Genomic DNA, 22,567 nt, shown 5'->3' with positions numbered 1-22,567 from the left:
ACATGGATCTAAAAAAACTTCTCAAGACCAGGGCAATACTTGGCAAGATATGTTTAGTTGCCGGAATACTGGCTTTCTCTGGTATTTTTGACGTCCTTGTCTCTTCTTACAGAAGGCCGTCAAACAGTCTTGACGTTATTACAGGTTCATCAGTGGACATCAACGGGCGCCTTTACGGCAGCGCCAAGGCATCTTCGGATCTGATGTATCAAAGCACCAATCCTGATCTGAAACTTGAATTTGATCAGAAGCTATATTCCGGGTTCTGGTTCGGCGAAGGCATGTGGAGAGCTAAAGTAGCTGCGCCCCAGAATCTTCAATCAGGAACTTACAGGATCAGCATCAAATACCCTGATCTTAAAAATATAAAACCCAAAGATCTAAAAAAATTCGAAAAACTGTCCAATTATACGATAAATGTTTATGAGGATGCAAAGGCGCTTCAGGCAGGGTCATTTTCCATGATAACTCGGACCACAGGGGTTTCACCGTGGATTGTCTTTGCCGTGTTTTTCCCGATGATTCTGATAGGCGGAGCAGCAAACTACAAGATATCAAGCATACTTGAATTTATAATGGCCGAAAACGGTCAGGCGGAAATTTACAGAATTTCAAAAGTTGAAAAAGGGTTTGAAATATACTTCGGACTCGGAAAAAAACACGGCCTCAACAATGGTGATATAATCAGCCTTCTTACAGACCACGGCGATTATATCGCAAAAATTGAAGTAGACAATGCCGGATATGAAAATTCAACTGCCCTCGTGGGAGTTTACAGGGATGTGAAGCCAGGATACCTGGTTTCAAGATATAATGATCAGAATGTTTAAAAACAGACTTTGGTGGAATAATGCTTAAAAGAGATTACAGAAAACTCTGGTGGCAGAACAATATTACAAAAATCTTTTTTTCCGTTCTGCCACTCCTTTTCATAAGCATCTCTATTTATTCGCACTTCAATAATGTTTACACGGAAAAAGTCATTGAATCGATAAAAACTACTGCCGAGAACCGCAAGGGGGCAATAGATCTTTTTTTCGATGAAAGGATTTCCCAGCTTGTAACAATAGCGAACACAAACTCCTTTGAACAGCTTACAAACGAAACCTATTTGAATAAAGTTTTCAATATAATGCAGACAAATTCCAAGTCATATATGGACATTGGAATAATAGACAACGAAGGCAAGCACGTCGCATATGTAGGGCCATATTACAGCATACTTAAGGCTGTTAACTACAAAAACGAACCATGGTTCAATGCAGTGATGAACAACGGAATATATGTCAGTGATATTTTCATGGGCTTCAGAAAACTGCCTCATTTCATAATTGCTGTCCTTGTTAGGGAAGATAACAGGTCATGGATTCTAAGGGTCACAATCAATCTTGAAACAATAGACGAAATTGTGCAGAAAGCCTGGATCGGGTCAAGCGGTGATGCCTTCATTATAAACAAGAATAATAGTCTCCAGACAAAACCCAGACTTGGGGGCAATTATCTTGAAACACCTAATTGCCCGGACTATTCATCAACATCAATTGCTAGAACCGAAAAGTTCAGCTACGAAGGAAAAGAAAGATTTTACTGTGCCATACAGATAAAAACCAATAAGTGGATATTGGTGCTGTCTGAAGATCCAAACGAGCTTCTTTCTCCAATCCTCCATGAAAAATACTGGACGGCTTTCCTGACTTTCATCGGCCTTCTTTTTATAATTTCAGGGTCGGTTATAACCACAAATATTCTGATCAAGAGACTCATTGATACAGACAAACAAAATGCCATGACATCGGACATGGTTCTTCAATCAAACAAAATGATAGCACTCAGCAAAATGGCGGCTGGCATTGCCCATGAGATCAATAATCCGCTTGCTGTAATAGGAGAAAAAGCGGGCTGGATAAAAGACCTGATCATGGAAGAAGACATAGCTAAAAGCGAAAATTTCCAGGAATTCTCCGAAGCTGTTGATAAAATAGAATTGCACGTAGAAAGAGCAAGAAAGGTGACACACCGGCTTCTTGGTTTTGCAAGAAGAATGGAGCCTGCGCGAGAAAAGGTAGATGTCAACAGAATGCTTGACGAAACAACAGGATTCCTCGAAAATGAAGCAAAATTCATGAATATTGAAATAATAAAGAACTTCTCGGATGATGTTCCTGTAATTACGAGTGATCTGTCCCAATTACAGCAGGTTGTTCTTAATCTTTTGAACAATGCCTTTGATGCCATAGATCATGAAGGATCAATAACTGTGTCAACAGATTTTGACGAGCAGGCCTGTGAAGCCCTCATATCCATCGCTGATACAGGGCCAGGAATCCCGAAAGCTATAATGAACAAAATTTTCGACCCCTTCTTTACGACAAAAGAAGTTGGCAAAGGTACAGGCCTTGGACTTTCCATATCATACAGCATCATTGAAAAACTTGGTGGAAAGATAAAGGTGAACAGCAATGAAGGAATCGGCACGGTATTTACTATTGTGCTGCCTGCAAATCAAGGGTGATTACATGGATGAATTCAAGGTCTTGATAGTTGATGATGAAGATGATTTCAGAGAAACAATCGTAAAAAGACTAAAAAGCAGAAAAATTGTTGCCGAAGGAGCCGAAGACGGTAAAAAGGCACTTGAGCTTATCAATGATAATGTCTTTGATGTGATTGTGCTCGATGTAAAAATGCCTGGAATGGACGGCATAGAAACCTTAAGACGTATCAAGGCTAAAAATCCCCAGATAGAGGTGATAATGCTTACAGGCCATGCATCTGTTGATTTTGGAATAAAAGGCATGCAGCTAGGGGCATTTGACTATGTAATGAAGCCGGCTCCCCTCCACGATCTTCTGGATAAAATCAGACAGGCTTACGACAAAAAAAAGGGGCTGGTATCATAAATGGAAACAATATAGAAAATTTTTATGCCCTAAAAAAATTTACGGTCTTTCATGAAAAATCATGAATCAGGGAATTGATAAAAAAAATTGGGCAAGTCAGCCAAGTCCCTGATACAAGAATTTGTCATAATATAGTTTTGATCACATACTTCGCCTGTCATTCATTCCATGAATGATTGCAAATCACATCCCCCAGCGCCAATAGTATACCTGCTTAATTTTCATTTCAGACGCCAAAATAACAGCCGAAATCCGGAACTAATTGAAAACAATGGGTGACTGATCAAGTCCGGCATGACGCAAAAGCCATTTTTTAACTTTTTGCGAGTCCATCAAAATTAAGATAACAAAGCAGAAAAAAATGAATATTTATCAAAACAGTGTTTGAAATCATGAGGTTTAAACCCACAGATTGACGCTGTTATTATGGGATTGATTTCAAAAAACAAATACGCTATAGGATTATATCCTTACTTTTCCAGAATCCTCTTAGTAATTTGAAATATTCATGTTATGAAAGGATCCTTAAAGAAAAATCAAAACTGTATCTTGTTAGTTAACCTGATATACATTAATAATCAAAATCTGTTAAAGTTTCTGATGGGCATCAACTTAAAAGGGCAAAAAAGGAAAGCTTATGGATTTCACGCTTGAGCTGGATAAAAAACAACTCGACAAAATTGAACAGATCCTTGAAGAGGAGCTGATCGAGCTTGGCGTTCAAAGTGTAATACTGATAGATCTTGCCGGTAATGTCATTGTTAATCTTGACAATGGCAAGACAAATCATGACGTATATTCACTGGCAGCCCTTGCAGCAGGTAACTTTGGTGCTGTAAGCGCTATGGCAAACATAATAGGAGAGCAGGAATTTTCCCTCCTATTTCACAAGGGTGAAACAGACAGCATTCATTTTAGCAAGGTTACCCAGGACTTGCTTTTGATAACAATATTCAGCAAAGATGTTTCTTTAGGTTTTCTTAGACTCAAGGTTAATGAGGCCAACAGAAAAATCCAGGCGATGTTTTAGTCAGAATGCATAAACTGCCTTTTACCTATATAATTCTGGGGGTGATTAATTGGCTTTAATAAATCCTAAGAAAAAAGAAGTTCAGATTAAAATTGTTTATTACGGGCCTGGAAGAGGCGGAAAAACCACAAACCTCGAATATATTAATGAAAAATTCAAGAGCCGCATAAAAAGCGAAATGGTGACCGTAAAAACCTATGGGGACCGTACCCTCTTTTTTGACTTTCTTCCTCTTGATATAGGTACGATTATGGGGCACACAATAAAAATTCAGTTTTATACTGTGCCAGGCCAGGTTAAATACAACGCAACAAGAAGACTTGTGCTTAGAGGCGTAGATGGAATCGTTTTCGTAGCGGATTCGATGTCTTTAAGAAGAGAGATGAATATAAAATCACTTCAGAATCTTGAAGAAAATCTTCAGTCCTTCAATAAAGACATTACTAAAATACCAATTGTATTGCAGTATAACAAACGGGACCTGGCAAAACATAATATCCCCCTCCTTTCGGTTGAATCTATGCAGAATGACCTCAACTCAAAAATGAATGCACCATATTTCTGTGCCAGTGCAATAACAGGTGAAAATGTCGCCCTGACGATGAAAAAAATTATTTCCCTAACTGTAACGTCTCTAAAAAAGAAATTGGAGGATAAATAATTTGGCAGCAAAAGAAAAAGAAACAATTACTGCTGAACTGGATGATCGTCTAGACGCACTTTTTGCTGAAGATGGCCTTGAAGATGAAATAATGCCGAGCAAACCTCAAAAGGCATCGGCTATAATAAATGAAGAGCATTTTGAGGAAGGCGAATTAAAGCCGTCTGTTGCTGAAAAACTCACTGGATCTTCACCGCTTAACAACCTCAGTGCCATAATACTGTCCATGGACTGGGAAATCACAGAAGATACCATGAACAACTTCCTTTCTGAAGTGGTGTCATTAAAAGACAAATACTCGGATGACAAGATACTTTTCACCTTCTTGAAACTTCATGAGTCAGTAGGAACTTATATTAACAACAAAAAAGCTGAAGCACATCCTGAGTCCATACAGTTTCTTCATTCCGCATACACTGCTTTTGAAAAAGCAGTTAATTCATTAAATATGGAAGAGAAGGATAAGAAGAAGCTTCTGAAAGAACAAATCAACAAATTTGGGCTTTTAAAAGCAAAAATTTCCGGGCAGCAACCAGCAGATACAATAATGAAAAAATCAGCTGACGGTAAAACGGTTCTCAGCAACGAAGTTATTAACCTTATCAAGGCGGAGGTTAAGAGAATAATCACAGAAGAAATGGGGCTTACCCGGTAATTGAGAGCTTAACAAACAGCCTTAAGAGCAGTGATTAAAATACCTGCGACAGAGGGATAAAATGTATTCCGGTGATTTTAAAAACATTGTATTCAAGAGGGTGATATCTGCAAATTTCGGAGAAGTATCTCTGGACAGCAAGATGCTAACCGTTTTGATGGAGATTGACGGGACCAAAGATGTCCTTACGATAGCCTCAAATACAGGTCTTGATTTTTCACTATGTGCTGAAGTATTGAAAAAACTTGCCCGTATTAATTTAATAGAGCCGGTTAATAGCACAACAGATGAACCAAAGGAAAAGTCCATTGACGAGACTTTCATAAAAAAACTCCTTTCGGAATTTTCAATGGCTGTAGGGCCAATAGCCGAAGTAATATACGAAGACGAAGTTGCAGATATGGGAGAATCCATTGACGATTTTCCCCAGAAAAAAATTGTGGAACTTGTAAATAGACTTGCAGCCCAGATACCAAGGGATGACAAAAGGATCTCATTCAAACAGGCTATGGCAAACGCCATTAAAGCCTTGAAAATATCTTAATATCTCAAGGAGTTTTTTTCATGACGCTTATTTGTGAAGAGTGCGGGAAAATTTACCACATTGACCCTGAAAAACTCAAAAGCAAGCTCAAGGGAGATGTTGCAAAAACAAAATGCCATGTCTGCGGTCATGTAATTGTCATCACAAAAAATGCACTTGACTCTGCTGATTCCGGAGTTTTTACGGATGGCGAAGTACAGGTTCATTATTCAGGGAGCACGTCTAAAAAAGAGATTCCCGATCTTGATCTGCCTGATAGTTCTGAAGCAAGTGGCACTGACAGTTTAGCCGAGGTTAAAGCAGCCCCGGAGTCCGTATCCAAGCCAAAGCAGGTTAGAGCCAAAACACTTACAAGTTCAGCCACCAGAAAGTCGGGATTCGGACTTAGATCAAAAATGTTTGTCCTCTTCCTGATTATCCCGATTCTGATTATGGCGGCTACAGGCGCGTTTACACAGAAAAAGCTTAATGAACTTTCTGAAAAGATTACATCTGAAAGTACCCAGATAATCACTAAAATTGCTGAAGAGATAATTTCAGACAAATCAAGGGCAGCGGCTCTGCAATGTAAAATATATCTTCTCAGTCACCCTGACCTTACCACAGACAACTTCAATTATGATCTGGAATTCAAGAGAATCTCAGTTCAAAGAATAGGTATTACCGGTTACACCATTCTCTTTGAAAGACCTGGGCCTGATCAAGGCGATGAGGGGTTTGTAATATGGACACACCCAAACCCTAAACTCATAGGCCGTCCAGCTCTTAATATTTTAAAAGAACAAACCGGCGACGACTTCCCTAAGCTGATCAAGCTTCTTGACAGAGTAAAACAAGGTAAAGAAGCCGGCGGGTACTACAGATGGAAGGAAAAAGACAGTGACTTCAGGGACAAGTACATGGCTTGTGCTCCAATAGAAGGAACTCGTTATTTTATAATGAGTACAGCCTATATTGATGAATTCACCAGCCAGGTAAACAAGCTGAAAGAGGACACAAAAGCGGTTACGTTTGACACTCTTAAAATCAACATTGCCATCCTCATAGGCGCAATGCTCATCATGGGTATTATAATTACAGTTTATGGTTACAGAATCACCAAGAACATAAAATACCTTACAAATGCGGCTGACAGTATCAGCGTAGGAGAGCTTGACACAGAGATCAATCTCAAATCCACCGATGAAATAGGCGCGCTTGCAGAAGCTATTTCAAGAATGCAGGACAGTCTGCGTCTGTCTATAGAACGATTAAGAAAAAGACGATAAATATGCCTTCATTATATAAAGATACGAAACGGATATTGAACTAAAATGATTGTATTTCCTTGTGACAGACCGATTATAAAGGATTTGAACAGCTATTACCTGATCATTGACAAATTCCTTGAGCATTACCAGGGATTTCTTGGCAGCGGCGGTATATATTTCAACGCTCCTTCTGCTGCAGGGATAGTTTTATTTGACGAGTACAGATTTCTTAATGCTGAATACTTTGATAAATTTGAAAAATTGAACGGATCAAAAGCCTTTGATAAAATACTGCAAACTTCGTCTGAAAAGAATTTCAATATATCTGTGTATGAAATAGATATGGACTCAGTATATTATTGGGCGCACATCCCGGAAGCCAATGTACTTTACAAGGATCTGAAGTCTGAATTTACGGACATTTCAATCTTGGTTGAAAAAATGAAGTCCGAAAGACTTACAGGTTATATTGAAATTACAGGCAATGCTAAATCAGAAAGCAGTTATATCTTTTTTAATAGTGGAATTATCGAGGCTTCAAAAAAAGATTCCTCAGACACCACCAATAATCAAGATAGCACAATTTCAATTATTGCCAACTCGTCTGAAAGTGGCGGAATTTTCCATGTTTATCAGGTGCAGCTTGAAAAAAAGCTTGAAGAAATAAATTTCATGCATTCAGGAAATAGACAACAGAAACAGGTTGTTGCGGCCAAACAGAAAAAAGATGTGCCGATCCCTCCTGTTAACCAGCCTCAGAAAAAGGTATCCCAGGATTATTTTATTGAAATGCTGCAACTTCTTCTTCAAATGCTTGAAAAAATAATAAAAGCTAACAAGAAGATAAAAATAGATTTTGAAACCTTGCTCAAAAAGATTTTTGTGGAAAAGGTTGAAAAGTATGATTTTCTTGACCCTTTTGCTGCCGAGCTCATTTATGAAAACGGAAGATTAAAGTTCTACGGAAAAACTTCGGACAAGGAACTTGTTACTGCTGTTTTGGAATGTGCCCTTGAGGTTGCTGAAAGGACGGGCGTTAAAGGGGTACTCACAAAGAACCTGGCACCATGGATCAATAAATACGGAAATGATCTGAACAAATTCAATATAAAACTATAAATGGTCACTTATATGGATATAACAGTAATGCTGAATATTTTCAGGAGACTTAAACATAATGATTAGAAAGGTCCTGATCGCAGATGATGATCAAACCCTGCTTAAATTATTATCAAAAAAATTTGAAAAATTCAGCGGCGTCTTTGAACCGGTTTTAGCTCTGGATGGCATCAACGCTGTAAATATACTTGAAAAAGAAGCTGTTTCGCTTGTCATTTCTGATCTTCAGATGCCAAGGCTTGACGGTTTTGCGTTGCTGAGCCACATTAAAGAGTTTTATCCTGATATACCAGTGATAATAATAACGGCTTTCGGTAAACCCAAGTCCAGACAGGTCATCCTGAGCCAGGGAGCAGTTGAATATTTAGAAAAACCGATTGTTATAGACGATCTTGCGAATATGATTCTCAAGTATCTTAACAAAGAGACCGAAGGCGGACTTCTAAATAATGCTTCTCTTGAAATGTTCATACAGCTGATAGAAATGGAGCTAAAGACCTGTACCATAAGGGTTAATGACAAAAAAAGTGACAAAAAAGGTGTCCTCTTTTTTAAAGAAGGCGAGCTTGTTGACGCCAGAATAGGAAAAGCCCACGGGAACCAGGCTGCCTATAAAATATTTGCCTGGTCAGAAGTATCAATTTCGATAGAGAACCATTGCCTTCAGAAAAGACGTATTATAGAAGGAGACCTTCAGGCAATTCTGCTCGAAGCAATGCGCCTGAAAGACGAATCAACGAATGACGGGCTCTCCCTTGATGAAGATGATGAAATAAATTCTGTTAATACAGCACCCCAAAATGCTCAGCCTTTAGGCATCTTAAATAATCAGCCGGTCATAGAAGCCCCAGTTATAAGTCCTATAAAAATACTTGAGAACAAACTGAAAAAATCGGCAAAAGCCGCTTTGGGAATTGAAAATATAAAAATAGAGTCAGAAAAGGAAGCTCTACTTGAATATATAGCAATGCTTGGCGAGCTGTTTAAGTGCGGATCGTTGAAACTGATTTCTATAGCAGAGAGTGATAAACCTGAAAAAATTATCGTGCCTGGCAATGATATCATTTCAATAGAACTCGGCCCCAAGTCGTCAAGAGATGACATAATAAAAATATTAAGCTAATTTTTGCTATTGAATATAATTGTAAGGCCCTACTCCCATAAGCAAAATTACTGATAGTGTCACACACCACATAGGGTTATACCCTGAAAAGGGGAAAGCATATTCTTATGAAAGAGGCTTTTAAAAACATTATCGAATTTACTGATGTTCAGGCAATATTCTATATAGGTAAAAAATCTGAGACCGTTCATATTTCGGAAGGCTTTCAAAACGAATTTGAGTCAGATAATCTGCCGAAAATAGAAGAACTTGAATCAATAATCAAGAATATTGGGAACCTCAATGAGGCAGAACTGATATTCTCTGAAAAACGCATTTATATCAGAAGAATTGAAGACTGCCATATTGTAATAGTGCTGGGATTTATAACCCCTACCCCAATGCTGCAACTGAACTGTGATATAAGCATACCAGAACTCTCGAAGCAACAGAACAAATCTAAGGGTTTCAGCAGATTTTTCAAAAGATAAAAGTATTATCGGCAGGGACGACTGTCATCATTTTTTAAGATTACATTTCATAGAGACATACTTAAGTAGATTAGCAGGGAAATATTTATGTCCGAAGAATTAACTTTTTCTCCAAGCAGTATTGATTTATCCACTAAAATATCTGAAGCAGAAGCCTATCATGCGCACGGTCTTTATGAAGAAGCTCATCAGATCTATGAGAGTATTCTGTCAGATGCGACAGACATCCCGGAAGACATCAAAGATTCCATCCTCGATAGGATAAACGCTCTTGAAGCCCACATCAACGACGCCAGCCAGTTTGACAAGCAGATGCTGACTGCCGAAGATGTTACGATTATAAAAGGTGCGTGGTCAGCAAAAAGCTCCGCACCTGAAATAATAGCCAGCGCAGATTCCTTCATCGAGCTTGAAATGTACAAAGAAGCGCTGTCTGAATACAAAAAACTGTTTGCCTTAAATCACCCTGTCAATGAAATAGCTGATATGATAGCGGAATGCGTCCTTAAGCTTGACTCATCTGCCAAAGCTTATGCAAGAGTAGACGAGCTTTCAAAGGATCTTGCGCTTTCGCCCCAGGATATTTTCAGCATTAAAATTGTGTTTGGAAACAAACTGCAGGAAAAAGGTCAGAGTGAACTGGCCCTTGAATTTTTTGAATCCGCAAAATTCATAAATCCGAATGATGCTGAGCTTGATGACAAAATCAAAAAGATGAAAGGTGAGAAGCAGTACGATTCAAGGTACGGCTACCTTTTAGATGAAAATATAGTTACAACGACCCAGCTCCAGAATGCTCTTGGGATATCCAAAAAAGGAGGCAAGAGCGTTGAATTCATCCTGGCTGAGAACTACCGAATCAAAAAAGAGGAAATCGGTAAATCACTTGCTCTTTTTTACAAATGCAAGTTCAGGGATTTTGATCCTGATATTCAGGTACCATATGAACTAATCAGAAAACTTAAAAAAACATTCCTGGTACAAAATACTTGGGTACCAATTTCATGGGACCTGAACAAAGTAGATGTGCTGATTGATAACCCGGCAGACATAATAAAAACAGATCAGATTCCGTCTTTGATTGGCGCAAAAAAAATAAGTTTTCATGTTGGAATCAAAGAGGATATCGAAGCGTATATCAGTCTTTTTTATGACAGCAAGCCGGAAAAAAAATCAACGTCGGAGACAGTATCTGAAAATGAAAATTTCGACATGCTCCCTGATATTGAATTTGAGGACGATGACGAGCATATTGATACAACGACTCTGGATGTTGACGAATCTTCGAGCCAGATAGTAAAAATGGTTGATCATATCCTGGTTACGGCCTACCGCAGGGGAGCCTCGGATATTCATATAGAGCCTTCTCCGGTAACAAAAAAAACAGGAATAAGATACAGAATTGACGGTGTGTGCCAGGAAATTCTCCAGGTACCCAATTCAAGCGCAAAAGCCCTCATCTCTCGAATAAAAATTCTGGCCAATCTGAATATTGCCGAAAAGAGAATGCCCCAGGACGGCAAAATTAAATTCAACAGAAAAGGGGTCAAGCCTTTCGAGCTTCGTGTTGCGACACTCCCCACAGCCGGTGGATTTGAAGATGCTGTCCTTAGAATACTCGCAGAATCAGGTGCGATGAAGCTGAATGACATGGGGATGACTGACAGAAATCTTGAGGTGCTTAAGAGAATAATCCAGCAGCCATATGGATTGATACTCGTTGTTGGGCCGACTGGATCAGGTAAAACGACCACACTTCATTCTGCCCTTGGTCACATTAATAAACCAGGAATTAAAATATGGACTGCCGAAGACCCGGTTGAAATCACACAACAAGGATTAAGGCAGGTAGAATGCAAATCAGAAATAGGCCTTAATTTTGCCAGGATAATGAGGGCATTCCTGCGAGCAGACCCGGACGTTATCATGATAGGTGAAATGAGAGATCATGAAACAGCTTCCATTGGTATCGAAGCCTCTCTCACAGGGCATTTGGTGCTTTCAACACTTCATACGAACAGCGCCCCTGAAACGATCACAAGACTTCTGGACATGGGGCTGAACCCTCTTAACTTCTCAGACGCTTTTCTAGGGGTATTGGCCCAGCGTCTTGTCCGCAAACTCTGCAACAAATGCAAGAAGAGCTACAACCCTTCAAGGGAGGAATTCAGTGAAATCGTTTCGCTATACGGAGCAAAATACTTCGAAAAGGCCGGAATTAAATATAAACCGGATATGATACTTTACAGGCCATCTGGTTGTGAAGACTGCAACAACAGCGGCTATAGAGGCAGAATGGGTATTCATGAAATGCTCGAAGGAACAAAGGATGTCAAATTACTGATTAAAAAAGCTGCGCCAACCGAAAATATTTTTCAAAATGGCGCCGAACAGGGAATGACAACCCTCCTTCAAGACGGTCTGCTGAAAGTTTTCGCGGGTTTTACAGATGTTAACGAGATCAGAAGAGTTTGTGTCAGTTAATATTTTACAATAGCAGGTAAGTTTATGAGCGAAAGGATTTTTGCTAACCAGGATGGCACCACGACAATAATATGCCCGCAATGTGGCAAACTCAAGCAGGCTGATGTATCCAAATATTTAGAGTTAAAATCAACTGTGCGACTAAAATGCAGATGCATCTGTGGTCATTGTTATGTGGCCGAACTTGAAAGAAGAAGATACATAAGGAAAAAATCAAACTTTTCCGGCAACTTCGTAAGAACCGCAAATGCCAGGAAAGGAATAATGACAGTCTGTGACATTTCCAGATCAGGCCTCAAACTTAGAATTAATGGCACAGAGCAATTCGTGATCGGAGAAGAGCTATCTGTCGAGTTCAGGCTGGATGACACCCTTAGATCAATTGTAAAGAAAGATGTAATAGTCAGAAAAATTGAAAGCTCTTTTGTGGGTGTGGAATTCAACTCCATGGATCATTATGATCAACTCGGAGCATATCTCATGTTTAATTGACAGTTAATCAAAAATTCAGATATACAGAATCCCGTGTGCATATGCCCGCGGGATTTTTTTTGGTTTTATTCCACCATTATTTGTATTTCGGATTTGATTTCAGTAAAGCCGTATCATGGAATTTGTTACTGGGTTTTTTAAAAGACTATGTTCCGGCTACGGTTAAATGCTTAACTATTTGTAACTATTCAGTTAGTAGCTTTTTAAAGGGATAGCTTTATTCTTGGAAAACCCTTTTTGTAAAAAATGTTTTCCAAACCTTTCCCAAAATTTTTTTTATGATATTTTTAAGAAAGTTATGCACAACGGATTCAGACAAAAAATCCAAAACCTGAAGCTTTTTGCCAAGCTTTTTTTCAAAAAAGCGTCCTTTTAAAAGGTTGAATTTCATATTTGGTGAATAGATACAAATATTTAGAAAAATTTGTTTTTAGTTTATTCCCTTGGGGGAATTTTTTGCAAAAAGTTCCTTTGTTTTTGGTATTATACGTCATTTTCAATTTTCGCAACGGCCCTTGGGCGCTGATTTATTAGACGCTGGAGTGTAAATGGGCCTCATTTGAAATCTGGAGGCCTGTCTGATAAAAACAATATACATAGATAAACAGTTCAAGGACTTGAAAGAAACAGAAAAAATCCTGGATAATTTTGATAAAGACGTACAAATCAAAATAACAGAAAATACTTCTGAGGTTTTTAAAATTATTCAGTCCTCGGAAAATCCGATTCTGGCGGCAAAAGAAATTCTTTTACTGACTTCAAACAAAGGTGCTTTTGTAAGGGAGTGTCCCGGCACATCAAATTACAGGTGCTGTGGTTACAAAATTCTTCATATCGGATCTTTCTGCACTATGGACTGCTCTTATTGCATTCTACAGTCATATTTTCACCCCCCGCTTCTGCAATTTTTTTTAAATCACGATGATATGATTCAGGAACTTGACGATAAAATATTCAACAAGCCCCAAATAAGCAGAGTTGGAACCGGCGAGTTTACGGACAGCCTAATATGGGAATACTGGACAGATCTTCCTGAAATGCTTATAAAAAAATTTGCGGATCAGGACAGGGCATGTCTCGAACTGAAAACAAAAACTGTCGCAATAGATTTTCTGAAAAATATAAAACATAATCAAAAGACTATTATTTCATGGTCCATGAACACTCCTGGTATCATTAAATCAGATGAAAGAAAGACTTCAACTCTCGACTCAAGACTTAAAGCCGCCGGCAAATGTGCATCCTGGGGCTATCCGCTTGCTTTTCATTTTGATCCTCTTTTTATATATAAAGGATGGGAAAAGGATTATGAATTTACAATAAACGAAATATTCAGACTTATTCCCTGGCAAACCATTGCGTATATAAGTCTCGGTTCATTCAGGTTCATGCCGTCGCTTAAGCCTATAATACAAAACAGATTTCCCGATTCCAAAATAGTTTACGGAGAATTTATTCTGGGACTCGACGGGAAAATGAGGTATTACAAGCCCCTAAGGATAGATCTTTATAAAAAAATAGTTGGGATGATCAAAAAACATGCTCCTGATTTATGTCTGTATTTCTGCATGGAAGATGACGACGTATGGAGCGAGGTCTTCGGTTTTATTCCTGAAGCTCCAGGTGATAGTATTTCAGATATGCTCGATAAAAGCGTTCGAAATCACTGTGGGCTTACCCCTGGCCCCAATGTTGTTGAAATAAGGCAATCGTAGGTCGGATTAGGGATATATGCTTTATCTATAAATCCCGTAATCCGACGTTTGGCAAAGCTTTATGTCGGGTTACGAGCAAAGAGCGCTCTAACCCGACCTACATAAAAAATCGTTAATTCAACAGCATTGCCCCCTGGCCCTTGTCAGGAATAAAAAAGTTGAACCAGCTTTGCCAACGTAGCAAAAGTTTGATTTACGTCATTCCGGCTGGACCTATCCCGGTGAAAACCAGGAGCCTGCATCCAGAAGTATCTGGAAATACAAAGATGCCGGATCGAGCCAGGCATGACGCAGAAGCCCTTTTCTGACTTTTTTGCGAGTCCATAACATTTTGATTGATATTTTTTCAAAACCCCGGATTTTCCGATCTAAAATCATAATTTTATGTGGTTATGCTCAATTCTCAGTAACATTTGAAAGTTCATGTGCTTAACATTTTTAAAAATATCAGTTTTTTGCCTACTAACAAAACCATAAAGTTTTTGCGGAGCTTTTTACAAAAAGCGACCCGCTCGAGGCACTCGCCCTATCAACTTCAAAACAGCCGAACGAATACGCTTCGTCTGACTTTGGTCTATTGGGTTATAAAGCCTCGCCGGAGGCACTCGGCTTAACGTCGGCTTACGGACAAAGGGTGTCCTAATCCGACCTACACATCACACTTTTTTGATGGCAAATTAACCATAAAAGGCACTTCTTAACTGAAAATCAGGCAGAGCCACATAATTTTAAAATCAAAAATAATGTTTTTTTGAAGATCCTGATTAAAATGCAACAAATCCTATTCTCCGAAATCCACCTGAACCCTGACAAGATTCCCGGCTTTATTCTTAAAAAGCAGATATTTTTCTTTCAGTCCAAATCTGAATATTCTTTCTGTTATTTCTACGTCTTTCTGGCAATAACTCTGGATCAGATCAATCTTTCCTTCTTTCCACCATTTCAGGGCAAGAAGTCCTGAAGCAGATTTTTCCTCGCCCAGGGTTACTCCGGCAAGATGATCGAGGGAAAGACGATAGCCCAGTTTCTGCCTGACCACATCAAGAATATCAAGGGTTGGCAGACTCCAGAAGTCAAAATCAGAATACCCCCTTAGTACATGAAAATCGAAACGAATGATGTTAAAGCCGATCACAAGGTCAAGATTTTTAAGATGCTCTATCAAAGAATGAATCTGATCGTCATAATAGACATGAAATTCTGAATCAGCAGAATCATAGAGAACACCGCAGCTTATCCTCATAAGATGGGCCTTGTCCCACCCACCGACTTCCTGGGCAGATTTCTGGGTTTCAAGGTCAAGCACACCGTATCTCTGGCCTTTCATATATCGTCTGCTCCCGCTTTTGGTATCTGTTCCGCCAATCACAGTAAAAGCGGCATGATCTGAACTGTATCTTTCAAGCAGCCCGGCACTTTCAGATACGGCTTTCTGTTCAGGACACCCAGCAAGGATTAATTTCGACAAGAAAAGAGCTGCGAGCTTGTCTATCGGCCTGTTCCCGGAGCCGCACTTAGGAGAGTGCACGCAAGCCGGGCAGCCTGTCTCACATCTGCATTTTGATATAAGAATCTCAACTTTTTCAAGAAGCTCACATATTCGGTCAAAGGCAGAGCGAGAAAGCCCCATTCCTCCAGGAAAACCATCATACACAAAAACGCAGGCCTTTCCTGTTTGGGGATGAAAAGGAATCGATATGCCGCCGAAATCATTTCTGTCCGCCATTACGAGCATTGGAAGAAGCCCTATCATGGCATGTTCGAGCGCGTGGATCGCCCCCATGAAATGCATTTCTTCGGATACAAGCTTTTCCTTAAGCTTTTCAGGGATCTCTATCCAGAACCCTTCTGTTTCAAAGCTTCTGCTCGGAAGATCCAGCTGATTGATGGCGATGAGTTTCTGCCCCTTAACAAGACGTTTTTCATAGGAAGTAACCTGTTCGGTTACCTCTACCCTTCCTAAAAAAACTGCAGCAGATCCGGCAAAAGAACTTTTTTCAGCCGATACAATCCTCGTATCTTTGATATTTCTGGATCTTGTGAAAAGATGCGGGCCTGTTTCAGAAACCATAACAATGGCCTTTTTAAAATCAAGCTCAGTAACTTCGTAATGCTCGCCCCTGTGAAGATAGATTGCTCCTGGATGGGTGTCTGAAAAAACCCTGTGTCCGTCAATGTCTCCGATAACTTCGGAAGTTGCCTGATTCATTATTTTAAATGAACTTCCTATGCCTCTTAAATTTAAACTCCGCTGGGGATATTTTCTTGCTGATAAAAGAGTTTCACCGCCTGCACTTCTGAGAAGCTTTCCTTCTGACTCAAGCTCCAATATTGCCTGAGCAATCTTATCGCCTGAAAAAAATTCTGTCTTCCCAGTTTCAATCAAATCAATGGGAAGCTCAGATGCCGCGCATTCGAGATGGCGCTTCATTATTACCGAATTGAGTGGATTGATGACCGCCTGCTCAGGCGGCATATCAAAAAATGAATCAGGCGATGACATTATATACTGATCAAGCGCATCTTCTCCGCCTATCAGAATCACCGCCGAGGATCTGTTCCTCCGCCCTACTCTTCCCGCCCTCTGCCAGGTGGACATGACAGTACCCGGATATCCGACCAGAATACAGATATCGAGTCCGCCGATATCTATCCCAAGTTCGAGAGCACTCGTGGATACAACAGCGAGAAGTTCTCCGGATGACATTTTTTTCTCTATGTCCCGCCTTTCTTCTGGAAGAAATCCAGCCCTGTAAGAACTGATCCTTTCCCTGAACTCGCCGGAGTTCCTTGAAGCCCAGAGAGCTATCAGTTCTGTCATTTTCCTTGACTGACAATATACGATTGTCCTCAGATTCCTTGCCATTGCGGATTTTAAAAGGGAAATCGTGACGGACGAGCCTTCCTCAAGTGCATTAATCATCACAAAATGCTTTTTGCCCTGGGGCGCCCCGCTTTTTCTTATTCCCTTGACCCCCCTTGCAACAAGCTCAGATGCAAGATTTTCAGGATTGCCGATTGTGGCCGAAATCATTATGAAAACAGGGTCAGATCCGTAATATCTGCATATTCTGCGAATCCGTCTCATCACCCAAGCCATATTAGATCCGAATACGCCCCTGTAAGTATGGATCTCGTCGATGACAACATATTTCAGATTTTTCAAAAAAGGCTCCCACAAATGATGATATGGGGCAATGGCGAGGTGGATCATTTCAGGATTGGTAATCAGAATATCAGGCGGATTGTTCCTTATTCTGCGGCGTTCTGAATCTGTGGTGTCACCGTCATATATTGCGGATCTGATGCCTGACAGAGGCCCGAACGCAGAGCTTATCCTGTCTATTATTTTCATCTGATCCTGGGCCAGGGCCTTTAGAGGAAAAAGATATATGGCTGTCGAAGATTTTGATGATGCGAGATTCTCGATCACAGGAAGATTATAGGTCATGCTCTTGCCGCTGGCTGTGGGTGTCGCAACTACTATGTCGATCCCTGCCCTTACAGCTTCAAGTGACTCTATCTGGTGGGAGTATAGACGCTCGATACCTTCCCTTTTAAGAAAAGTACCCAGATTAGCTGAAAGACCGTGTTCTTTATCCGCAAACTCGGCCACGCATGGCTGCATTACCCTGTGAGCCCTTATCTGCGGAGCAAGCCTGTCGTAACCAAGTAAAGCCTCTATGTATTCGTCAACCAGATCCATAAAACCTAAATTTCAAAAAAAGCAAAACAGATCGTTTTCTTAAAAAATGCTCCACAAAACTTGACAAGGTCGCAAAAAGTTAGATTACCGTCATACCGGCACAGGCCGGAATCCAGAAGTGGCTGAAATTACAAAGATGCCGAATCAAGTCCGGCATGACGATAAAGCCATTTTTTGACTTTTTGAGAGTCCATCAAACTTGATGTTAATATTTATTTGCTCCCCCAAACACGATCAAAAAAGAGGTGATCAGAAAAAAACATCATTGATAGTCATATCCACAAAAAGCACATCTTCATTGGCTCTTGCGAAAATATCCCCGAAGGTGGATGCCACAGGTCTTGAAAGAATAACCTGAACCCCTTCCCTTTCCTCATATTTTTGAACATCCTCTGAAGAAGCGGCCAGCAGAAAACATCTGCCGGCTCGTCCGCCTTTAATAAACTGTATCTCGTAAAGAAATTTCATGTTCAGGTGGATTCCTTTCTTTTCATTAATCATAATCAGTCAATTATTTAAGCATATATGAGCTATCAGATGAGAATGGCGCCAGCATAATTGACAATTCTATCCATAAGCATTAACGTTGGTTAATCCCACAAAAAAACATGGAGAACTAATCTTTTACCACTGTTTTTGTTTCACTCAAACACCTAGTTAACAAATCAAAATGGAGAAAAAAATGAAAAAGATTCTTGTATTTATGGCAGCATCTCTTCTAATCGCGATCCCGGCGTTTGCAAAGGAACTCAAACTCGAAAAAAAAGCCGGAGACAACACAGTAACACTCACCCTTGAGAAAAACCCACCTATAACTGGTGACAATAAGGCTGTTATCGAAATCAAGGACTCTGCCGGAAAGATTGTAAAAAACGCCCAGGTTGAATTAAATGCATCAATGCCAGCGATGCCTGGAATGCCTGCTATGAAAAACACTTCAAAAGTGCAGGCGGGCGCTGAAGCCTATGAGACAATGATCAACTTCTCAATGCCAGGATCATGGAATATTGAACTTAAACTCAATATAAACAACCAGAAACAGGTCGTTAAATACAATGTTGATGTCAAATAGAAATGACACACATGACATAATCGTTTCCTCTCTGAAACGTCTTGCAAATGTGGCGATACTCAGAATTCTGTTACTGACCATTTTAATGGCATTTCTGCTTGTCCCCGCAGGCGCGGTGTATTCCTATGCCGAAACCCTGAAACTTAAAGATCTGATAAAAGAAGCCATTCAGAACAGCCCGGATCTTGCTGCAATGAAATCAAAGGCTTCAGCCTCAACCCACAGAGCGCCCCAGGCAAGAAGCCTGCCTGATCCGATGTTCATGGTTGGCTATCAAAATGATGGAACAAGATCATATTCTTACGGTGAAAAAGACTCGCAGTGGATGTTCACTGCATCCCAGATGTTCCCATATCCCGGCAAGCTCGGTCTTAAAGGTGAAATGGCTGAAAAGGAATCCGAAAGCCTCAAATATGAATCAGAAATGGCGGAAATTAATCTCATCCAGAGAATAAGAGAACTCTATAGCGATCTTTTTTTAGCATACAAAGAGCTTGAGATAACCGGATCCCAAAAGATGCTTTTCGAAAAAATCGAAGAAGCTTCTCTTGCAAGATATGCATCAGGCATGGGAGGTCAGCAGGATGTGCTGATGGCTCAGACCGAAAAATACATGCTCATGGAAAATGAGGAAATGCTTAAAGCAAAAATATCATCCATTGAAGCGATGATTGCAAACGGAATCGGCAGAAATTCCTTGGAACCACTTGGAAAGCCTGATGAACCTGAATTAAAAGATTTTAAATTAACTCTGGATGAAGCAGTTAAAAAAGCCATGGAGAACTCTCCTGAGCTGAAAGCAAGACAGAAAATGGCAGAAGCTTCTGCTGCCCGTCTTGGAATGGCTGAAAAAGAATATTTGCCTGACATAACTCTTAGTGCAGGTTATTCATTAAAAGGCGGCGGATATGAAGACATGATAAATTTTTCAGCAACCGCCAACCTGCCGATTTTCTTTAAAACAAAACAGCGCGAAGGAGTTTACGAGGCTAAAAAACTCCAGGAGCAGTCAAGGCATGAAACAGATGCTGCAAAATTAATGATTACAGCAAAAATCAGAGACAATTATGCCATGCTCAAATCCTTTGATAAGCTCACAAATCTCTATAAGAATACAATCTTACCAAAAAGCAGACGGGATTTTGAACAGAGCCTCGCAACTTTCTCATCAGGGAAAACAGAAGCTTCCATGGCTATAGAAAAATTAAAAAAACTCATGGATTCTGAAACTGCACACTGGAAAAACATGAATGAAAAAGAAAAGGTAATCGCAAGGATTGAAGCACTGGCGGCAATTGCAGTGCCTGAAAACTATCTTGGGGGTGGGCTTAAATAATAATGCCTCAGGGGAGGCAATGTGCCCCTTATAAACCAAAGATAGACAAGAATTATAAGGACTTTTAATGTCACCGTTGTTATGGAGAGTGCCTTGTATGGTCAATTTGGCATCAAAAACCAGGCAGATTCGTAGGTCGGATTAGAGCGTCCTTTGCTCGTAATCCGACATTCAACAGAATGCCTCCGGCGGGTCGCTTTTTGAAAAAAGCTCCGCAAAAACTTTTGGTTCTTATTCCACTTGATTTAAGAATTGATCACAATAGTTTTAAACTCATAATTTCAGCAAATAACAGCCTAATTCAGGTGATAATAATGAAAATCAATCAAGGCTCATCTATATTTATTTCTTTTGTTTTATCTGCCATCTTGCTTTTTGCAGGCTCTTCATCAGCCCAGACCGGGCATTCAGGCCACGGAGAACAGCAGGCACAAGAACAGAAACCACAACAGGAAGCTGTTCAAGACCAGGCGACCGAACCGGCAGAAGCGCCCAAAGTTGATTTTTCATCTGAAAAGCAGCAGTTTACAGGTGTTGTAATAAAACAGGCTGAGATAAAACCTGTAACAAGAAAAATCAGAACTGTCGGCAGAATAGAGAATAATGAAAAATCCTTTGTGACAGTAAACACAAAATTCGAAGGCTGGATTGAAAAACTATATGTTAACTCAACAGGGAAGGCAGTTACTAAAAATGAGCCGCTTGCAGAAATTTACAGCCCGGATCTTTACGTCACCCAGCAGGAATATCTGACAATTAAAAAATGGGCTTCATCGAGCAAATTTACTGATCAGAATCATGCTCATCAGGAAAATCTTCTGCAAAAAGACTCTTCTGCCCTTCTTTCTGCTGCAAAGCAGAGACTTAAATTGTGGGATATTACTGATGACCAGATAAAAGCCATTGAAAAATCCGGGACTCCCGCAAGAACCATGAAAATTTTCAGCCCGATTTCAGGATATATTGTTTCAAAAATGGCTGTTCAGGGAATGCGAATAATGCCGGGTGAAAAGCTGTTTGATATTGCAGATCTTTCCACAGTATGGGTGATTGCAGATGTTTATGAAAATGAAATTGCATTTATAAAACAGGGGCAAAAGGCAAAAATAAGCCTCAGCTATTTTAAAGGCAAACCCATAGAATCAGTAATTGATTATATTTACCCGGATCTATCTCCTGAAACAAGAACCGTAAAAGTGCGCTTTGTTATTCAGAATCCTGATGAAGCTCTTAAGCCCCAGATGTTCACAAACGTCGAACTTGAGACTGATCTTGGAAACAGATTAGTTATTCCTGAAGAGGCTGTTATAGATACAGGAATGAGGAAGCTTGTTTATATTTCAAAGGACAAGGACAGTTTTGAACCTCGTGAGGTTGTAACGGGCATAACTTCTGATGGAATGGTTGAAATAGTTTCGGGCTTGAAACAGGGAGAAAAAATTGCGGCTACCGGCAACTTCCTTATTGATTCGGAAGCCCAGCTAAAAGGAATTATTCCAGCGGACAAACACTGATTCATAAAATGGCTAATAAATATAGGGCCAGCTCTTATAAAAGCAAAATTTTGGGGAAGGCAAGCTGGTGAGCAAGCCTTCCGGCTTGAGCATCCTACGTCCAGATTGTTATAGATTGAAGGTTTTTTATTGATGGTTTCATGTTTTTCAAACAGGCATCTTCCTTCAATAATCTAAAATAAAACTTCTAAAATCATTAAGTTTTTTGATTACCATTTTTACTCCGCCATGCTTATCTTAAGGCATGTGAAAGATTATCCAGATATGATGGAGGTGTAGCATGGCAAAAAATATGATCCAATTTCAAAAAGGAAAGAGTATTCACGAATTCCTGTCCGAATATGGGACCGAAGATAAGTGCCAAGACTCATTATTCAGACTTAGATGGCCGCATGGTTTTAGTTGTCCGAATTGCGGCGGTTCGAAATTTTGCGAGCTCAAATCAAGAGATCTGTACCAATGCCACAAGTGTCACCATCAGGCGTCGGTAAAGGCC

Annotated in this window: 20 protein-coding genes; 18 read left to right on the top strand and 2 right to left on the bottom strand. The window is 40.0% G+C overall.

The features are described 5' to 3' along the window. The first annotated feature begins 2 nt into the window (after nucleotides 1-2). From K245_RS0115605 to K245_RS0115535, 14 genes are all read left to right on the top strand, one after another. Entirely contained in the window at nucleotides 3-830 is an 828-nt protein-coding gene (locus tag K245_RS0115605) for a hypothetical protein (RefSeq protein ID WP_027359986.1), read from the top strand. A gap of 20 nt (nucleotides 831-850) precedes the next feature. After that, entirely contained in the window at nucleotides 851-2,512 is a 1,662-nt protein-coding gene (locus K245_RS0115600; RefSeq protein WP_027359985.1) for a sensor histidine kinase, read from the top strand. Nucleotides 2,513-2,516: 4 nt separating this feature from the next. Next, nucleotides 2,517-2,900, top strand: coding sequence for a response regulator (locus K245_RS0115595; RefSeq protein WP_027359984.1), 384 nt, complete (start codon nucleotides 2,517-2,519; stop codon nucleotides 2,898-2,900). Between the two features lie 637 nt (nucleotides 2,901-3,537). Beyond that, nucleotides 3,538-3,930 carry a roadblock/LC7 domain-containing protein gene (locus tag K245_RS0115590; protein ID WP_027359983.1) on the top strand — a complete coding sequence of 131 codons (393 nt, stop codon included), beginning with the start codon at nucleotides 3,538-3,540 and terminating at the stop codon, nucleotides 3,928-3,930. 49 nt (nucleotides 3,931-3,979) lie between these two features. Further along, nucleotides 3,980-4,591: a GTP-binding protein gene (locus tag K245_RS0115585; protein ID WP_027359982.1), complete on the top strand. Its 612-nt coding sequence runs from the start codon at nucleotides 3,980-3,982 to the stop codon at nucleotides 4,589-4,591. Nucleotide 4,592: 1 nt separating this feature from the next. Then, on the top strand, nucleotides 4,593-5,246 hold the full coding sequence (locus K245_RS0115580) for a hypothetical protein (protein WP_027359981.1): 654 nt from the start codon (nucleotides 4,593-4,595) through the stop codon (nucleotides 5,244-5,246). Between the two features lie 61 nt (nucleotides 5,247-5,307). Further along, on the top strand, nucleotides 5,308-5,790 hold the full coding sequence (locus tag K245_RS0115575; protein WP_027359980.1) for a winged helix-turn-helix domain-containing protein: 483 nt from the start codon (nucleotides 5,308-5,310) through the stop codon (nucleotides 5,788-5,790). A 20-nt stretch (nucleotides 5,791-5,810) separates the two neighbouring features. Continuing rightward, nucleotides 5,811-7,058 carry a HAMP domain-containing protein gene (locus K245_RS0115570; RefSeq protein WP_027359979.1) on the top strand — a complete coding sequence of 416 codons (1,248 nt, stop codon included), beginning with the start codon at nucleotides 5,811-5,813 and terminating at the stop codon, nucleotides 7,056-7,058. 45 nt (nucleotides 7,059-7,103) lie between these two features. Then, nucleotides 7,104-8,159, top strand: a complete 1,056-nt coding sequence (locus K245_RS0115565; protein WP_027359978.1) for a hypothetical protein — start codon at nucleotides 7,104-7,106, stop codon at nucleotides 8,157-8,159. A gap of 58 nt (nucleotides 8,160-8,217) precedes the next feature. Beyond that, nucleotides 8,218-9,282 carry a response regulator gene (locus tag K245_RS0115560; protein ID WP_027359977.1) on the top strand — a complete coding sequence of 355 codons (1,065 nt, stop codon included), beginning with the start codon at nucleotides 8,218-8,220 and terminating at the stop codon, nucleotides 9,280-9,282. Between the two features lie 107 nt (nucleotides 9,283-9,389). Further along, nucleotides 9,390-9,752, top strand: coding sequence for a hypothetical protein (locus K245_RS0115555; protein WP_027359976.1), 363 nt, complete (start codon nucleotides 9,390-9,392; stop codon nucleotides 9,750-9,752). A gap of 87 nt (nucleotides 9,753-9,839) precedes the next feature. Continuing rightward, nucleotides 9,840-12,236 (top strand): ATPase, T2SS/T4P/T4SS family, encoded by a 2,397-nt coding sequence (locus K245_RS0115550; protein ID WP_051284202.1) that lies wholly within the window; start codon nucleotides 9,840-9,842, stop codon nucleotides 12,234-12,236. 24 nt (nucleotides 12,237-12,260) lie between these two features. Next, nucleotides 12,261-12,728, top strand: coding sequence for a PilZ domain-containing protein (locus K245_RS0115545; RefSeq protein WP_027359974.1), 468 nt, complete (start codon nucleotides 12,261-12,263; stop codon nucleotides 12,726-12,728). A gap of 566 nt (nucleotides 12,729-13,294) precedes the next feature. Further along, nucleotides 13,295-14,443 carry an SPL family radical SAM protein gene (locus K245_RS0115535; protein ID WP_027359973.1) on the top strand — a complete coding sequence of 383 codons (1,149 nt, stop codon included), beginning with the start codon at nucleotides 13,295-13,297 and terminating at the stop codon, nucleotides 14,441-14,443. A gap of 781 nt (nucleotides 14,444-15,224) precedes the next feature. On the opposite strand, the gene K245_RS0115525 is transcribed toward K245_RS0115535, so the two are convergent. Together K245_RS0115525 and K245_RS0115520 are read right to left on the bottom strand one after the other, a co-directional pair. Then, nucleotides 15,225-18,149, bottom strand: coding sequence for a DEAD/DEAH box helicase (locus K245_RS0115525; protein WP_027359972.1), 2,925 nt, complete (start codon nucleotides 18,147-18,149; stop codon nucleotides 15,225-15,227). Between the two features lie 249 nt (nucleotides 18,150-18,398). Next, nucleotides 18,399-18,617, bottom strand: coding sequence for a hypothetical protein (locus K245_RS0115520; protein WP_027359971.1), 219 nt, complete (start codon nucleotides 18,615-18,617; stop codon nucleotides 18,399-18,401). Between the two features lie 214 nt (nucleotides 18,618-18,831). Between K245_RS0115520 and K245_RS24840 the strand changes: the two genes are divergently transcribed. The 4 genes from K245_RS24840 to K245_RS0115500 all read left to right on the top strand — a co-directional run. Then, nucleotides 18,832-19,221 (top strand): FixH family protein, encoded by a 390-nt coding sequence (locus K245_RS24840; RefSeq protein WP_035277413.1) that lies wholly within the window; start codon nucleotides 18,832-18,834, stop codon nucleotides 19,219-19,221. Next, nucleotides 19,205-20,557, top strand: a complete 1,353-nt coding sequence (locus K245_RS0115510) for a TolC family protein (protein ID WP_027359970.1) — start codon at nucleotides 19,205-19,207, stop codon at nucleotides 20,555-20,557. The genes K245_RS24840 and K245_RS0115510 overlap by 17 nt, the downstream gene beginning before the upstream one ends. A gap of 314 nt (nucleotides 20,558-20,871) precedes the next feature. Further along, nucleotides 20,872-22,071: an efflux RND transporter periplasmic adaptor subunit gene (locus tag K245_RS24835; protein WP_198013900.1), complete on the top strand. Its 1,200-nt coding sequence runs from the start codon at nucleotides 20,872-20,874 to the stop codon at nucleotides 22,069-22,071. A 280-nt stretch (nucleotides 22,072-22,351) separates the two neighbouring features. Further along, on the top strand, nucleotides 22,352-22,567 hold a 216-nt coding region (locus K245_RS0115500; RefSeq protein WP_027358070.1), incomplete at its 3' end, for a transposase.

Source organism: Desulforegula conservatrix Mb1Pa, from assembly GCF_000426225.1.
Lineage (GTDB): Bacteria > Desulfobacterota > Desulfobacteria > Desulfobacterales > Desulforegulaceae > Desulforegula > Desulforegula conservatrix.
The sequence above is the reverse complement of the archived record's forward strand: the minus strand, read 5'-3'. Positions and strand labels throughout refer to the sequence as shown.

Excerpts from the sequence above, each read along its gene's own strand:
- K245_RS0115520 (WP_027359971.1), bottom strand. The coding sequence starts at position 18,617 with ATGAAATTTCTTTACGAGATACAGTTTATTAAAGGCGGACGAGCCGGC.
- K245_RS0115550 (WP_051284202.1), top strand. The coding sequence starts at position 9,840 with ATGTCCGAAGAATTAACTTTTTCTCCAAGCAGTATTGATTTATCCACT.
- K245_RS0115605 (WP_027359986.1), top strand. The coding sequence starts at position 3 with ATGGATCTAAAAAAACTTCTCAAGACCAGGGCAATACTTGGCAAGATA.
- K245_RS24835 (WP_198013900.1), top strand. The coding sequence starts at position 20,872 with ATGAAAATCAATCAAGGCTCATCTATATTTATTTCTTTTGTTTTATCT.
- K245_RS0115545 (WP_027359974.1), top strand. The coding sequence starts at position 12,261 with ATGAGCGAAAGGATTTTTGCTAACCAGGATGGCACCACGACAATAATA.
- K245_RS0115600 (WP_027359985.1), top strand. The coding sequence starts at position 851 with ATGCTTAAAAGAGATTACAGAAAACTCTGGTGGCAGAACAATATTACA.
- K245_RS0115570 (WP_027359979.1), top strand. The coding sequence starts at position 5,811 with ATGACGCTTATTTGTGAAGAGTGCGGGAAAATTTACCACATTGACCCT.
- K245_RS0115555 (WP_027359976.1), top strand. The coding sequence starts at position 9,390 with ATGAAAGAGGCTTTTAAAAACATTATCGAATTTACTGATGTTCAGGCA.
- K245_RS0115590 (WP_027359983.1), top strand. The coding sequence starts at position 3,538 with ATGGATTTCACGCTTGAGCTGGATAAAAAACAACTCGACAAAATTGAA.
- K245_RS0115560 (WP_027359977.1), top strand. The coding sequence starts at position 8,218 with ATGATTAGAAAGGTCCTGATCGCAGATGATGATCAAACCCTGCTTAAA.
- K245_RS0115510 (WP_027359970.1), top strand. The coding sequence starts at position 19,205 with ATGTTGATGTCAAATAGAAATGACACACATGACATAATCGTTTCCTCT.
- K245_RS24840 (WP_035277413.1), top strand. The coding sequence starts at position 18,832 with ATGAAAAAGATTCTTGTATTTATGGCAGCATCTCTTCTAATCGCGATC.
- K245_RS0115575 (WP_027359980.1), top strand. The coding sequence starts at position 5,308 with ATGTATTCCGGTGATTTTAAAAACATTGTATTCAAGAGGGTGATATCT.
- K245_RS0115565 (WP_027359978.1), top strand. The coding sequence starts at position 7,104 with ATGATTGTATTTCCTTGTGACAGACCGATTATAAAGGATTTGAACAGC.
- K245_RS0115595 (WP_027359984.1), top strand. The coding sequence starts at position 2,517 with ATGGATGAATTCAAGGTCTTGATAGTTGATGATGAAGATGATTTCAGA.
- K245_RS0115525 (WP_027359972.1), bottom strand. The coding sequence starts at position 18,149 with ATGGATCTGGTTGACGAATACATAGAGGCTTTACTTGGTTACGACAGG.